General features: G+C 45.4%; 11 protein-coding genes. 1 reads left to right on the top strand and 10 read right to left on the bottom strand.

The genetic code is table 11. From position 1 onward, the window contains the following. The first annotated feature begins 253 nt into the window (after window positions 1-253). Window positions 254-1,585 (top strand): hemolysin family protein, encoded by a 1,332-nt coding sequence (locus QUA77_RS10530; RefSeq protein WP_333450069.1) that lies wholly within the window; start codon window positions 254-256, stop codon window positions 1,583-1,585. Window positions 1,586-1,652: 67 nt separating this feature from the next. Here the strand turns inward: QUA77_RS10530 and QUA77_RS10525 are convergent, their stop codons facing one another. From QUA77_RS10525 to cobN, 10 genes are all read right to left on the bottom strand, one after another. Beyond that, window positions 1,653-2,987, bottom strand: coding sequence for a hypothetical protein (locus tag QUA77_RS10525; RefSeq protein WP_333450068.1), 1,335 nt, complete (start codon window positions 2,985-2,987; stop codon window positions 1,653-1,655). A gap of 6 nt (window positions 2,988-2,993) precedes the next feature. Continuing rightward, complete coding sequence (locus tag QUA77_RS10520; protein WP_333450067.1) at window positions 2,994-4,319, bottom strand: hypothetical protein; 1,326 nt, start codon at window positions 4,317-4,319, stop codon at window positions 2,994-2,996. Window positions 4,320-4,332: 13 nt separating this feature from the next. Then, a complete protein-coding gene (locus QUA77_RS10515; protein WP_333039070.1) occupies window positions 4,333-5,565 on the bottom strand; it encodes an SGNH/GDSL hydrolase family protein in 1,233 nt (410 codons plus the stop codon). A gap of 4 nt (window positions 5,566-5,569) precedes the next feature. After that, complete coding sequence (locus QUA77_RS10510; protein WP_190734603.1) at window positions 5,570-5,734, bottom strand: DUF5989 family protein; 165 nt, start codon at window positions 5,732-5,734, stop codon at window positions 5,570-5,572. Beyond that, on the bottom strand, window positions 5,735-6,142 hold the full coding sequence (locus QUA77_RS10505; RefSeq protein WP_333450066.1) for an SxtJ family membrane protein: 408 nt from the start codon (window positions 6,140-6,142) through the stop codon (window positions 5,735-5,737). It lies immediately after the preceding gene. A gap of 86 nt (window positions 6,143-6,228) precedes the next feature. Next, entirely contained in the window at window positions 6,229-8,205 is a 1,977-nt protein-coding gene (locus QUA77_RS10500) for a carbamoyltransferase (RefSeq protein ID WP_333450065.1), read from the bottom strand. Window positions 8,206-8,374: 169 nt separating this feature from the next. Further along, window positions 8,375-8,860: a hypothetical protein gene (locus QUA77_RS10495; RefSeq protein ID WP_333450064.1), complete on the bottom strand. Its 486-nt coding sequence runs from the start codon at window positions 8,858-8,860 to the stop codon at window positions 8,375-8,377. Between the two features lie 161 nt (window positions 8,861-9,021). After that, entirely contained in the window at window positions 9,022-9,942 is a 921-nt protein-coding gene (locus tag QUA77_RS10490) for an NAD(+) kinase (protein WP_333450063.1), read from the bottom strand. Window positions 9,943-10,297: 355 nt separating this feature from the next. Further along, on the bottom strand, window positions 10,298-11,947 hold the full coding sequence (locus QUA77_RS10485) for a hypothetical protein (RefSeq protein ID WP_333450062.1): 1,650 nt from the start codon (window positions 11,945-11,947) through the stop codon (window positions 10,298-10,300). A gap of 84 nt (window positions 11,948-12,031) precedes the next feature. Next, on the bottom strand, window positions 12,032-15,847 hold the full coding sequence (gene cobN / locus QUA77_RS10480; RefSeq protein WP_333450061.1) for a cobaltochelatase subunit CobN: 3,816 nt from the start codon (window positions 15,845-15,847) through the stop codon (window positions 12,032-12,034). Window positions 15,848-16,001: the final 154 nt, after the last annotated feature.

Here is a 16,001-nt window from a genome sequence, read left to right as displayed (position 1 = left end):
TTTCCCTTTGCCTGTTAAGGAGATTGTACGACAAACATCCATGATTGTGCCGCTCTGCTGTTGACGCCTGGGAACTTAACTGGAGATAGATTTCTGCTTTAATATCTCGATCCTGCGATCGCGATTGAGCCAGTTCCGTTAATCTAGTGACAGGTTTAGAAAAAATTTCGATTTTGCGATCGAGATTAGCAGCTTCCAGACCTCTCCTTTAACCGGGCAGAGCGCTTCGCCGTTACTACCGAAAATTTTAGAAATGTCCCCAAGTACCGATATTCTGATTGTTCTCCTGCTAATTTTCCTCAATGGCTTGTTTGTGATGTCAGAGATGGCCATCATCTCTGTACGGAAGGTGAGACTGCAACAGATGGCCAACCAAGGTTCAGCCAATGCCCGCGTAGCCTTGGATCTGGCTAATGCCCCCAATCAGTTCTTGCCGACAGTTCAAATCGGGATTACGATGCTGGCCATTCTGTCGGGCGCTTTCGGAGAAACGACGATTTCTAGAAGAGTAGAGCCTTTGTTGCGGCTGATTCCTGCCCTCGCGCCCTATTCTCAGACGATCGCCTCAGTAGTAGCAGTTTTAACCATCACTTATCTGACCTTAATTATCGGCGAACTCGTGCCGAAGCGGCTGGCACTCAACAACCCAGAGCCGATCGCCTCAAGCGTAGCAATTCCCATGCGAATGCTCTCAAAAATTGGCGCTCCTGCGGTTTATCTGTTAAGTTATTCCACTGACTTAGTGATGCGACTGATGAGGATATCGCCCTCCACAGAACCGCAAGTTACAGAAGAGGAAATTAAAGTTTTGATCGAGCAAGGCACCGAAGCCGGAACCTTTGAAGAAGCCGAACAAGATATGGTGGAAAGAGTGTTTCGTTTGGGCGATCGGCGAGTCAGCGCCTTAATGACCCCGCGTCCCGATCTTACCTGGCTCGACCTCGACGACTCCGTGGAAGAAAACCGCCAAAAAATGCTCGGCAGTGGTCACTCTCGGTTTCCCGTGTGTCAGGGAGGGCTCGACAACGTTGTCGGTTTAGTACACGTTACTGATATGCTGTCTCGGACTTTAACTGGTCAACCCCTAGATTTAAGCGCTTCTTTACGACGACCGTTATTTGTACCGGAAAGCACGCGGGGTTTAAAAGTATTAGAACTTTTCAAACAATCTAGCAATCAAATTGCCTTGGTAGTAGACGAATACGGCGTCATTCAAGGATTGGTTACAGTTAACGACATTTTAGTCGAACTTGTTGGTGATTTTCCTTCAATAGAAGATGCTGACGAACCGGAAGCTGTGCAGCGCGAAGATGGTTCTTGGCTGTTAGACGGAATGCTAGCAGTCGAAGATTTTTTTGAGCTGTTTGGAATCGAAGAATTGTCAGCAGAACACAAAGGAAGTTACCACACAATGGGCGGTTTTGTAATTACCAATTTGGGCAAAATTCCCACAGCAGCCGAGCATTTTGAGTGGAACGGTTTGCGCGTGGAAGTAGTCGATATGGACGGGAACCGAGTTGATAAGATATTGGTAATGCCGATCGACTCAGCGGGCGATCGAGCTAGAACCGAACCAAAAACCTAAAATTTGAACTCAGTGGTAAGGTGCGCTAGGCGCACCTTACATCAACCATTCAGCGGGTATTTCAGACCTAATTCTTTTTGCTCCTAGGCTGATCTTTCCGCAAAGATTCCAGAATAGAACGGCCCACATAATTGCTAAAAACTACTTCTCCAGCTTGATTGTAGTGGCAGCAGCTATCTACATAAACAGCATCTTTAGTCTTGTCAAAAACATTGACAGCATTCACTAGATTGATATTATTTTTTTCCAAATTAGGCCACTTTTTGAAAAGAGCCGGATATCCAATTTGCACAGCTTTAGCATAAGGAGTATCCTTGTTAAAAGCAATCTGCTTTTCGGCGTCACCAAACACCCTTTTCGTCTGATAATATTGATTAGGCTGAAGAACATGAAAATAAGGCACATTACTAGCAGACAGAACTTTGTGCATAAAAATTGAACTTTTCGCCCAATTCAATGCCATTTCTTGAAAAGCTACTGAATCCTGTAAAACTGACTTATTAGTATTGATATAAATAACGCTGCCACTGTCATCTTTTTTTTGTTTAGTCCGTTCTTTTTCAAACTTAATGACATCGGTTTTATAGTTATTAACTAGATTTTGAACGTAAACAGAAGTCAAAGCATCGCACGCAGCTAAAGAGCAGTGTTGCAAACGTTCCAAACCCTGACTAATCCTAGCTTTATTTTCTTGGATTCTGATAGTTGCTTTCATCGCTTTTGTAGAAAGGCTATTATTCGCCAAGTTAGTCAGCGGCAAAATATGCTGAATGCTTGGCATCGCCAAATCGACTTGATTTTTATTGTTTAAGTTAGAAAGTGCTACTTCATTAAAACCATCTATATTGACGACCAGATCCAGTTCTTGCCCTAAAGCCAAAAAATAGTTTAGAATTAATAATTGCTGGGGTTGTTTGTAGCCTCCGGTAGCAAAAGACAAAATTACAAATTCTTTATCCTTCAAACCCGGAATCTGCTTGAGGTATTGAGGTAAAATTTTGTTTTGAACTTCAAATACTCCATAATTAGAAGCCACAGAACCGCCAAAAACTCCGATAATAAATTGATTTTTCTTTGTTTTCTTCAAAGGGTAATCGTAAGGAGAGATAAATCCGTAGTTGTTAACCTTAAAACCAGGGCGAAAATCGGGGCCAGGTTGTTGGATAAATCCTAAAAAAGGATGAAACCTTTCAACAATAGACTGATTCAGCCGCACTCCTTCTAAATTAATTCCTAAAGCCGACTTATCTTGCGTTTTTTCTCTCGTATAGAAAAATTGCTTGTGCTTGACAAAATACCATGCCAAAGAGCCAAGTTCTAGAAAAAACAGTAACATCACTAAATTAATAAAAGCAATCTTGATAAATTCTTGTCCTTTTTTGAGGAATTTTAAATCTTTCATAAACCTCTATTTCGACTCTCTTACTACTTTAATAATGGAACTAGAAACATAGTTTGCCAATACTTCCTCTCCGACTGAATTATAGTGGCAGCAGGCATCTTTGTAAACCGTCTCTTTTGTATTGTCTAAAATATTCACTGCGCTAAACACATTAACCCCAGCTTTTTGCAAATCATCGACTTTGGACAACAATACTGGATAACCTTTTTTCACACCTTCAATGTAAGGACTCTTCTGGTCGATCGCGATTTCGTTTTCCTTGGCGGTAAACACTCGCTTAGTGGGATAATACTGGTTGGGCTGGATAAAGTGAAAATACTTAATCTTTCTACTTGATAAAATTTGATTCATGCCGATCGACGATTCATACCAAATCGATGCCATTTTGTCAAAAGCAGCGGCATCCTGCAAAACAAAGTCAGCTTTGGGAATGTATACTATACCGCTATTTGCCGTGTCTGGGTTAGATTGTTTGACTTGTCGATCGTACTTGACAACTGCTTGCTGGTAATTGTTGACTAATTGTTTCACCTGTAGCGAGGTGACAGCGTGACACAAAGCAAGTTGACAAGTTTGCAATTTGTCAATACCTGCTTTCAATTGTTTTTTGTTTTCGTTAATTTTAACGATCGAACTCATCGCTTCCGGTGACAAGTTGTTGTTGGCTAAACCCGTCAGAGGCTGTATGTGCTGAACGCTGGGCATTCCTATTTCTACTTGGGCTTTGTTGTTTAAATTTGACAGTGCTACTTCGTTAAAACCGTCTATATTGATGACTAAATCTAATTGTTGACCCAAGGCCAAAAAGTAATTTAAAACCAATAATTGTTGGGGCTGTTTGTAGCCGCCATTCCCAAAATTTAAAACAATAATTTCCTTGTTCGCAAATTCTGGATAAGCCTTCAATTTGTTAGACAATCTGCGATCTACGTATTCATCAACTGCAAAATTATTCGCAACTGAACCCCCAAAAATTCCGATAATAACTTGATTTTTATTTGCTTTAATAAACGGATATTCGTAGAGAGAAAAAAAGCCGTGTTTATTGACTTTTAACTTTAATTTTTCATTGGTGAAGGCACCTTGTTTGAGTACATAGCCAAAAAGTGGGTGCAGTCTTTCTACGATAGATTCATCAAGTCTAATGCCGATCCTTTCAATATCTTCTACTACTTTTTCTTTGGCTTTAGTTCTGGTATAAAAAAACTGCTTTTGGTTTATAAAATAAAAAGCTAGCGATAAAGCTTCCAGACAAATAAAGGCGATCGCCAAATTAACTGCGATTAGAATTAATATATTTTGGCTTTTTTTCAGCGCCGTTGAATCTTTCATGAAATTTGACTGCTTACGGTTGTTTTTTGGGGACTTGAGACTGCTTCAAATTTTCGCACAAATTTCGGTTAATCAGGATACTAGCCAGCCGGTGTCCGAGTTCATTCCAGTGACCCCCACAGGGTACAGAATTATCAAAACCGTGGGCGCAAACTTGATATTTTTCAGTGTAACCTTGGATCTGTTCGGATAAATTCAGTACCCGAAAACCCTCGCGCGCGCCCAACTTTTCCAGCCGCGTATCGGGATAAAATAAATCCTGAATGTTGTTCTTTCTCATAAAATTTTTACGCCTCTCGGCATCGGGCCTAACTTGCATCGGATCGCCGATCGTCACAACCCAGAAATCAGCATTTTTCTGCACAACTTCATTCCGCATCGTCACAATCAAACCCTCTGTCACCCTCCAAGCCTCTTGCCAAGCTGCATTCGGAGGTTCCTTGAGGTTTTGGGTACTTAAAGTGGTAAAATCCTCAGATAACTCGCGCTTTTTCCTTTCTAAGTCTACTTTTTTAATAACCTGCAAAATGCGCGAATTTTTTACGAGGAAACTAGGCATCCGGTCTACGAAGGAAACTGCTCTTTCGTTGCGGTCAATCGGCGCCAGATTGCGGAAAGACATATCCGGTACTAACTTGCCGCTAGCATCATAAGCAAAAAATGGTCGATAGCGATCGTATTCCAATTTCGGCGAGTTGTTAATTATATCATTGCCAATAAAAAAAGCAAGAATTACAATATCAGGACTGTAATCCCACACTTTTTTTCGCAGCATTATCAATTGTTGAGCAGTACCGTAGCCCTGCACCCCGAAATTCATGACCTCAACATTTTTGCGTCCCTTAACAGCTTCGCAGTTGCCTAACTTTCGTTCCAATTTGGACCAGAAAGTTTGTTCGACAGGTACGTGAATTGCTTCGGTGAAAGAATCGCCCAAAACCGCAACGCGCAAAGTATTTGGAGGTTTTGCTTTTGTGTGTTCACGATCGCGCAAACCCTCGCTATTCACCTGCACAAAACTCGCACCTTCCCCATTCCACTCCCCTGACGCGCCCGGTTTCAGCTTCCAGCCCAAATTCGGATCGGAAGTGTGGAAACGAGTTGGCGCCGACTCTACGAAATCTCCTATTTTTTGATAGCCCTCAACTCTAGCAACTCGCAACCCAACTTCACCAATTACCACCCCCATCAATAAACCGCCGAGTGTCAAACCCAAATTGACACCCAAATTTTTCAACTTGCTCATTATTTCAAAACAGCGTGTAAATAAATGGAGCAATCACAGAACCCTGACTTAATACAATCAAAGCTCCCAAAAAGACTAAAGTCACAATGAGCGGCAACAGCCAATACTTTTGGCGTTCTTTCATAAACGCCCACAAATCTTTGAGAAAATCTAATGTTGATTCAAACACTTAGAAAGGACGCTCCATACTAACTTTTGTTCTTGCTTTACTTGGGACGCGGTAAGTATCCATTTTCGGATTGAGTTTTCGCCGCATGGCATCTTCGCCCAACAGGCTTTTAATAACTCCCATCGGCCAAAGTATCAGGTAAAAAACTATCCCTAGGACGATCGGCGTTTCGATTTTGTTAAGAATAAGTCCAAAGCGCATCCACGCGTGATAAACGGGATTCAGCGATTTTGGCGCAACCAATGCTAGCACGATTAGGACTGCGCCGATTGCCCAGGGCCACCAAGGTAGAGAATGCCGCCTCAGTAAAGGTACTGCTAAACCGAACAGCACTGCAATCAAGCCACCAATTAGCAGCCCGAAATCGCGCAAGCCTTTTTTGTCGAGTTTTTTAATTTCGTCGCTCATTAGAAATGGGGAGTTGGGAATAGGGAATTGGGAATTAGTTATTAGTTATTCGTACCAACTAACAACTAATAACTAATAACTAATGACTAATCTAGTTCAAATTCATTTTTCCAAGCATCATCTTGTTTCCAAGGAATTTGTTCGGACTTGGGAAGCAAGTAATTTTCCAAAACCAGATAGTCCATTTCGGTTCGCATGAAACAGCGGTAAGCATCCTCTGGAGTGCAAACAATGGGTTCGCCTCGGACGTTGAAAGAAGTATTTACCACAATAGAACAGCCCGATCGCTCTTCAAAATGGCTGATTAAGTCATAGTACCGAGGATTGGTTTCTTTGTGAACAGTTTGAATGCGGGCCGAGTAATCGACGTGGGTGACAGCCGGAATCTCCGATCGCGGAATGTTGAGCTTTTCAATGCCAAACAACTGCTCTTGTTCGGGAGTCATCGGAATACGGAGACTGGACTTGACAGGTGCTACCAATAGCATATAAGGGCTAGAATGGTCAATCTCGAAATAATCCGCAACTCGTTCGGCTAAGATTGAGGGCGCAAAAGGTCGAAATGATTCCCGATATTTAATTTTCAGGTTCATTACGGACTGCATTTTAGCACTGCGGGGATCGCCAATGATCGATCGACCGCCCAGAGCCCGCGGCCCAAATTCCATCCGTCCCTGGAACCATCCCACCACATTTCCCTGTTCCAAAATCTCCGCCAACTGCGGCATTAATTCGGCATCGTCCAATCGGTGATAGCTAGCTTTGACAGCATCCAAATATTCTAGAATTTCTGCGTCAGTAAACCTCGGGCCCAAATAAGAGCCGCGCATTTGATCGTGACAAGTTAAATGAGCAACAGACTTTGCCACAGTTGCCACCGCTGGGTTGGCAGTGAGAACTTCAGTCCTCTCCTCAACCGCTGAGTTTGTGGTGACAAGTTCAATTTTGAGGGATTCTCTACTATTTGCTGTCGAGTTCGCGCTCACAGTGCGAGTTTGTTCGCAATACTGATACCAAATCGCCAAAGCTGCGCCCAAAGCACCGCCAGCATCTCCCGCTGCCGGCTGAATCCAAATATCTTTGAAAATACCTTCCCGCAAGAGTCTGCCGTTAGCAACACAGTTGAGAGCAACGCCGCCCGCCATACAAAGATAATCGACATCCAATTCTTTTTTAACTGTTCTGCAAAGCCGCAAAACCACTTCTTCGGTAACAACTTGAATGGAAGCTGCAATGTCCATTTCTCGCTGAGTCAATTTTCCTTCAGCTTGACGCGGCGGCCCTTCAAACAGTTCGTCAAACTTCTTGTTTGTCATGGTTAAGCCAACTGTATAGTTGAAATAATCCATGTTCAAACGAAAAGTTCCGTCATCTTTGAGGTCGATTAAATAGTTGAGAATTTTGTCTACATACTTGGGTTCGCCATAAGGAGCTAAACCCATGAGTTTGTATTCACCAGAGTTAACTTTGAAGCCGGTGTAATAGGTGAAAGCTGAATAAAGCAAACCCAAGGAGTGGGGAAAATCGATTTCCCACTGAGGTGTCAGTTGGTTCCCGTCTCCCAACCAAACCGAGGTTGTTGCCCACTCGCCCACGCCGTCGAGGCACAAAACGGCTGCTTTTTGAAAGGGGCTGGGGAAAAATGCCGATGCTGCGTGGGATTGGTGGTGTTCGGTAAATAGCAGAGATGGCAGTTTATTCGTTTTGCAGTTTGCTATTGCTGCCAAATCTCTTTTGAGCATGGTTTTGAGGTAAAGCTTTTCTTTGAGCCATATTGGCATGGCTGCTAGGAAAGAGCGAAAACCTTGGGGTGCGTAGGCTAAATAGGTTTCGAGAAGGCGCTCGAATTTGACTAAAGGTTTGTCGTAAAAGACTATGTGATCGAGTTCCCGCAAATCTATTTGCGCTTCTTTCAAGCAATAAGCGATCGCATTCTTAGGGAATCTGGCGTCATGCTTTTTGCGGGAAAATCTTTCTTCCTGCGCTGCTGCTATAATTTCTCCGTCGCGAATTAAGGCTGCGGCGCTGTCGTGATAGTACGCCGAGATTCCAAGTATGTTCATCGCTCTCCTCACAAATCGCAATGCGTTTGCTTTTGACTATTTAGAATAGCTAACGATTATAGCTGTTTCAGTGCTGATTGGGAATTGAATTTTGCGATCGCCTCTAATTTTACCTGGATCGATGTCGGTGTGCCGTCCTGGGACGATCGGCTGTTAGAGAGCATTTAAGCTAGCGCCGGCTTATTCTGCGCCGCCAAGCTCTGAAGTAAGTGACCACCGGGAATTGATAAAATTCACCTACCAACCACAGCACAATGCCTAAATGCGACAAAAAAGCTAAGCCTGTCCAAGCTACGGGCAGCCACGACAACCGGCTGCCGGGAACCGGGGGAAAATAGTAAGCTGAAAGTCCCAGCAAGGTAGTGGGAAGGAAAATTAGACCAATAGCCGCTGCAAAGTAGGGCCATCCGAATTCTACGCCTTCGAGGTGGGCTCCTATCCACTGTTTGCCGTTCCAGTGCCAAGTTACGGGCGGTTGGCGATCGGCCATTTGGAGCGATTGTCTTTCAACGCTTGCGGTATAAATGTGCTGGCAGAAGTTGCAAGCTAGGGCGTCCATCATTGCTAGGGTGGAAATTTGACCGGTGCGGCACACGGGACAGGGATATGTATCTTGAGGGTTGAAAGGTCGGGTTGATTTTTTGAAAATCTGCATAGATCAGGCTGTTTGTCAAGATATTGAGCGATCTTAACAAAGTACAGACATTATGGGTTGGCTGATGGCGGTTTTTGTATCTAGATTGTTGGTGATTTAACAGGTTTTTTCACGCTTACGTGTCCTAGGGGTTAATGCAGTTTCATGGTGGATGATTCGGATTAATTGCGGTGATTGTTGCTGTACCGAATTCGGGCTCCTGCCCAGTGAAGTTTTTCCCTCAAAGTGTTGAAATAAGAATAGTTTTCCCGCAAAATGATAAACTGGGCTTCGCAGTCTGCCCTCCGCACGTCTACGCGCTGTCCTGGCCAAATTGCAGTACCCAAAATGCCATCTGTCCAGAGTTTGGTACTGAGTTCGTAATCTGCTAAAGGCCAAATGCTGACGACTGAACCGGGCGGGAGTACGATCGCCCGACTAGATAAACTCAAAGGGCAAATCGGAGTAACTGCGATCGCCTCCATTCCCGAGTGCATAATCGGCCCGTTGGCAGATGCAGTGTAGCAAGTCGAACCGGTGGGAGTTGCCACAATTAAACCGTCGCCTTGATATTGATCGACTACTTCGCCGTCAACTTCCATTTCTAGAATACAGCTCGGCATTCGATCGGCTGAAGCAGGTTTGACACACATTTCATTTAGTGCCAAAAATCGATCGCTTTGGGGTTCGAGATTGCTTCTGTTTCCCTCAAAAACTGTTGCCTGCAACATCATCCGCGTCTGCACAGCATACCTGTCTTCCGAAAGTCTGTCCCAAATCTCCTCAGTATTTTGGAAATCCTCAAAAGACTCGGTTAAAAACCCCAGATGTCCCCCCACATTCGCTGCCAAAATCGGGATGCCATCAGCCGCCAAATTCCGCGCGGCAGCTAAGGCCGTACCGTCGCCGCCGAGCACCACCGCTAAATCAATTGGGCTGTTACTAGAAGCTAAAAAAACCGGATACGGGTTATCTTTCGGGCCACTGGGCCCCATTAAAACCTGACACCCGCGACTTTCTAATTGGCGGGAACACTGTTCAGCCCACCGCTGGCTGAGGGTATCTCTGGCTTTGTGGGCGATAATTACTTGTTTTAGTTGCACAACCTATCGATTTTAGATTTTAGATTTTGGATTTTAGATGATTAGATTTTAGACTGAATTGCCGCGAGCGGGACGATCGCACTGTACTCGGAAAAATATTATTCCGATGCCGCAGGGCATCTCCCCTCGGAGACTCTGCCTCTGGTTTATAGCAATTCCAAAAAGTAATCCAATTTTTGGCAAGCTGCAAACCCTTATCTCATATCAATTCCGGTTATATCGGAATGATTAAACCACAGAGGACGCAGAGGATACAGAGGAAGGGAGGAGAGATGAATAATTCCGATGAAGGGCGGATTTGATATCATCTGTCATTCCCAATTCTTTAATCGAAAATCGAAAATCGAAAATGGTATTATCCCTCGCTGCGGCTGGATTTTGCCCGCGGCCAGATAATGCTGGAATCGGCCGCGAGTAGGCGAGAAACTGCGATCGCCCCAAAGCGGTTGAGGTGGCTGGGGTCAAAAAAATAGTCGTTGCGGCCCGGCCACCGCTGCGACAAGTCGCGGAAAGCGAAGCCTTTTTGCCGCGAGAGTTGCTGCATTCGCTGCCGGAACTGCTGTTCTGCCCGCAGGCGAGTTCCGTCTAAGTAGTCGTTGGTGAGGGGTAAATTGACGAAAATTAGGGGAATTTTGCGAGCTTTGGTAAATGCTACAACTGAATTAAAGGCTGTTGCTTGTTTGCCTCCGAGGTTAAAGTTTTCGTAGTCGCGATCGTACTGGCCTGAAACGTAAGCACGTTCTCGATAATAAGTGTTGGGGTTGTAAGTGCCCGACATAGCCATGAATCCGTTAGAGTCGATCGAATCTGCCAATTGGTTGAGTTGTCTGATGGCTACTGTTGTGCGTCGCGACACTGGAATCAATTGGGCTTTTTGGGTTGCTGCATTCGCTGCGATCGGTTTTAACTCATATCTTGCAGCATTCTCAGCAACGGGCAAGATGCCCGTTCCACTGGACAGGAATTTGAGTGTGGGGTGGGTGTCAGCAACGGGCAAAATTCCCGTTCCACTAGACAGGAATTTGATTGGGGGGTCGACTTCTTGCCGGCCCCTGAAAGGTCGATCGACAGATGCCAATGCTTTGCGGAAAGTGTTGTTAGCGCAGGGCTGCGGGAATCTGTAACACAGCGGGATCTCGTTGGGTTCATCCAACTCCAGTTCGGGGCGAATGCCTGCTGCTAAAAGTTGGCTGCCTTCAGAATCGACGATCGAATTAAAAGTGCGATCGTCCCGGCCGCTGTTAAATGCCCGCACACCATCCGCCCAGACAATCATTTGAGGCAAATGCTCCGGCTTCAAAAGCCGCCGCAGTTGAAAGTCAACTACTTGTGCAGTTGCACCGTTGACTGAAAAGTTAAATACTTTTAAGCTCGGACGGCCCCTTTGGGCCAAAGATTGTTTTAGCTGTTTGGGATCGACGCCCTGCAATGCCCGGGAACTACCGACAATCAAAACATCTGGCGGCCCGACCGCAGCAACGTAGGATAGGTAAAGTTGTAGTTGTTCGTTTAGCAAATCGCTGCTGAAGCTGACTGTACTGGCTTGCGATCGGGTTGCGGTCGCTTGCTGCTGAGAATAAACCAGGTTTCTCATGTACTCGATTACTTTTTTCTCCGCAAACGCCCGTCTGGGACTGCCGGCGGGAACGGCTTGCATCCAGGCGACGGCCTGCACCCACAGGGCGGCTACTTCGTCCCAGTCTTGTTTTGAATTAGCTGATTGAGCCAAATTAGAAGCTTGGGTGGCAAAGTTAACTGCCTCGGTGAAGCCATCGTTTTGAGGGCATGAAGAAACGCTGACGGATTTTTTGGATTTGTTGGGGTTTCGGGCTAACAGAGACGTTGGGGACTGCGCTAGGACTGCGGATTCGATCGAACCCGATGGCGCTGCGGTGTTGGGCGGCTTGGTAGACGAACATCCCAAAGTTAAGGCTAGCAAGGCGGTTGCGGCACAGGTACGTTTTAAGATGCTGGTGCTGATGCTAGCAATGTAGCGGCGAATCATAAAGCTTTCAGCGATCGCGAAACATTAATAGATATTACCGCAAGCCACCATTGGTCTGCAGCGGCGATGGTGACTTTTGAGTATTTATGTATGGGATTCGATGACTGCTTCGGCTTCCAGGGCGATCGACCTCAATTTATCCAATGTATCCTGGTTCGCACTCTGCCATAACCCCCGCTGACGAGCTTCTAGCAATCTTTCCGCCATATCTCGCAGTGCCCAAGGATTGTTTTCTTGAATAAATGCCTGCACTTTCTCATCAAAAATGTAAGCCTCTGCGATTCCTTCATACATAAAATCCTCTACACAATTTGCCGTAGCATCGTAAGCGAACAAAAAATCAACAGTTGCTGCAATTTCAAAAGCACCTTTATAACCGTGTCGCATCGCACCTTCTATCCATTTGGGATTTACAGCCCTACTGCGGTAAACCCGCGCAATCTCTTCCCGCAGTTGCCGCACTTTCGGCTTCTCGGGAATCGAGTTGTCTCCGAAATAGGTTTCAGGATTTTTGCCTTGCAAATTGCGAATTGCGGCCGTCATTCCCCCTTGGAATTGATAATAATCATCGGAGTCGAGGATGTCGTGTTCGCGGTTGTCTTGGTTTTGCAGAACAATTTGCATTTGGCCGAGGCGTTTTTCAAAGGCTTCGGGTGCAGAACATCCCCATTCACTCTGGTTAACTCCTGCTACGTCTCCCGGCAAATTTGAGGAACTAGAGGAGGTATAGGCGTAACTGCTCCAATTAATGTAAGCTTTTGCTAAATCGTTGTCGTCTGTCCAGTTTTGAGCTTCAATTATGCCTTGAAGCCCTGCGCCGTAAGCACCCGGTTTTGAGCCAAAAACTCGAAATTGCGATCGCCCTTGCGCCTCTTCCTGACTCAGACCTGTAGATTCCCAATACTGAATCTCTGCTTGAACTTGTGCTGCTAAAGGATTATTTTCTGCCGATTCGTCTAAATCTGCCACAGCTTTTACCGCACTGTCAAACAAATCAATTAAATTAAAAAAAGCATCGCGGAAAAAGCCAGAAATTCGCAAAGTAACATCAACGCGCGGCCGCCCCAAAACAGAAACTGGCAAGATTTCAAAATCTACAACCCGGCGCGAAGGGCCATCCCAAACTGGTTGAACTCCTATCAGCGCCAAGGCTTCGGCGATGTCGTCTCCCCCCGTCCGCATGGTGGATGTTCCCCACACTGACAAACCCAAAGTTTTAGGATATTCGCCATTTTCTTGGGTGTATCTTTCGATTAAAGTTTCTGCAGCAACTCTGCCAACTCTCCAGGCCGTTTCTGTGGGAATGGCGCGGATATCTACTGAGTAAAAATTCCGACCGGTGGGCAATACATCTGGTCTGCCGCGAGTGGGCGCGCCGGATGCGCCGCTTGGTATGTGCCGCCCATCTAGTCCGCGCAAAAGGTTGGTAATTTCTTGATCTGTTTGGAGGAGTGAAGGTAAAAGATAGTTACTTATCCAGTCTAATTCTTGTTGGGTTGCTTCTCCTAGTTGGATATTTTTAACCGCAGATGAACGCGGATTAACGCGGATGTTTTCGATTAAATTATCTACTAATTCAGCGGCTTTTTCTTCGAGTTCTGCTGTTAAATCGCCTGCTGTGCGGTTCTGAATTATCGAGGTTGGATCGCAGGTTAAGGGGTCGAAATCGTAGCCTGAGTCTTCAGCTAGGGCGCGGGTTAAGCCCGATCGCCCGTTGGTGGGATGGCGGGCGATCGCAATTATCAAATCTCTCAACTGTCTACCTTCGGGACACTGACCGAAAATGTGCAATCCGTCGCGGATTTGGGATTCTTTGAGTTCGCAAAGATAGCCGTCTGTGCGAGTTATAAATTCTGTAAATTCCGATTTATTTAGTTGTATTCCTAAGTCTTTATCTAAGTTTTCTTTGTTGGTGAGGGCGAGAATGCGATCGCGAATCATGGGCAATCTGGACGGATCTAAACTTTGGGCTTCACAATACTCATCAATTAAGGTTTCCAACTGCTGCAAAGGCCCGTAGAGTTCGGCGCGAGTCATCGGCGGTGTCAGGTGGTCGATAATCACAGCTTGCGATCGTCTTTTTGCTTGGGAACCTTCCCCCGGATCGTTGACAATGAACGGATAAAAATTCGGCATCGCGCCTAATGCTACTTCTGGATAACATTTATTAGACAAGGCTATACTTTTACCGGGAAGCCATTCTAAATTGCCGTGTTTTCCGGCATGAATTATAGCGTCAATTCCCAACTTTTCTCGCAACCAATAATAGTAAGCTAGATAATTGTGAGTTGGTTCTAAGTCTGGGGCGTGATAATTTAAACTAGGGTCAAGTTCGTATCCCCGCGATGGTTGAATTCCTACAAATACATTACCGAACTGAACTCCCGGAATCGGAAAAGACGTATTGTTACTTATAAAATCTTGTGCATAGCTTCCCGGAAGCCCCCATCTGTTACAAATCCCATCTTGCACTTGCTGTGGCAAACTAGCAAAATATTCTTCATATTCTGCCAAATCCAAAGATTGATGAACAGGCCGCAATTCGCGTCCTTCCGGGTCATTTGTCACGCCAGAAGTCAGGAGTTCAATTAACTCGTTGCCGTTAGCGGGGATGTTTTCAATTTGATAGCCCGCTTGCTGCATAGCTTTGAGGATTTCGACACAGCTAGCGGGCGTATCTAAGCCGACACCGTTGGCTAAGCGGGCGTTGCGAGTGGGGTAATTTGCCAGAATTATGGCGATGCGTCTGTTGGCAACTGGGGTTTGTTTCATTTTCACCCAATTCGCGGTTAAATCTGCTACAAATTGAATGCGATCGCCCGCTGCTACATAGCCTACTACATCTGTTTCTAATTCGCTGTTCCAAGTCTGTACCGCTTTAAAAGAAACAGCCCTAGTAATAATTTTTCCGTCTACTTCCGGCAATGCTACATTCATCGCCACATCGCGGGGCGAAAGTCCTTGTAATTCAGTTTCCCACTGTTCCAAACCGCCACCGCTGAAGATTGCTTGCAATACGGGAACGTCTAAGGATTTTAAGCTGTTTTGTTCCGGTTCTTGACTGCTGAAACCCGAGACTGCAAAACTTGTGGTGTTGAGCAATAATTGAATTGGTTCGGATTCTTTAGGTTGAAAATACTCCAGCAATTCTATTTGCAAATCTGGTTCCCGCAGAGAAGACACAAAGACGGGAACTGGGACTAAATTTCGCTCTGCTAGAGATTGACAAAGTGCATCAATTGGTGCTAAGTTTCCTGATAAATAATGAGCGCGATAAAATAAAATTCCGACTTTAGATGTAGAAGTAATGTCCCCCTGTCCGCAAGTTGGAGACGATTCAATTTGCTTTTTCCAATCATAAATCCCGACGCGGGAAACTGTTTGAGGGAGGGGCGGACTATAAGCAGTTTTTAGGCAAGTATCGGCGGCAAATTTTAGTGCGTTAACAAAGTTTTGGACTCCGCCTTCTGTGAAATAGCGCCACAGTTTATTGACTGCTGATAGCGATACATTGGAATGGCTGATTAAATCGGGATCTGGACTGTCTTCTCCCGGCATTACAATCAGTGATGCGTTAGTTTTCTGCACCGTTTCCCGCAGAATTTCTAACCCGTAAGACCAATAAGAACGCCCTCCTAAAAGTCTTAATATTATGACCTCGGCGCGTTCTAAAACTTCCTCGGCATAAGTATCAATTGTTAGTTGTTGCTGCAACTGAAGCAGGTTTACGGCGCGCACTTGGGGAAATTTTGTCGGCATTTTGGAGGAGGCGGCCGCGAGTGTTTGAATGTCGGTGTCAGCAGCACTAATAAATACTATTGGTGCTGGGGTTTGCTGAATAAAAATTACTCCTTCTGCTTGAGGGTTCCAACCTCCGGGTGTGGCGGCTATTTTGTGCATTAATTTTTTTATGTTAATAAATAGTGAGAGGAAGTGCGATCGCCTTTACTATAACATGACTTATACATAAATAAAGGCTAGGGCGTGTTTCCCAACCCGGACATTCCCGCCCAACCTAGAAAGGGCGGGCACGGCGGCACCGCCCCTACATTCG

The sequence above is a fragment of the Microcoleus sp. K5-D4 genome (assembly GCF_036704575.1).
Taxonomy (GTDB): domain Bacteria; phylum Cyanobacteriota; class Cyanobacteriia; order Cyanobacteriales; family Microcoleaceae; genus Microcoleus.
This window is presented reverse-complemented; position numbering and strand designations above follow the sequence as displayed.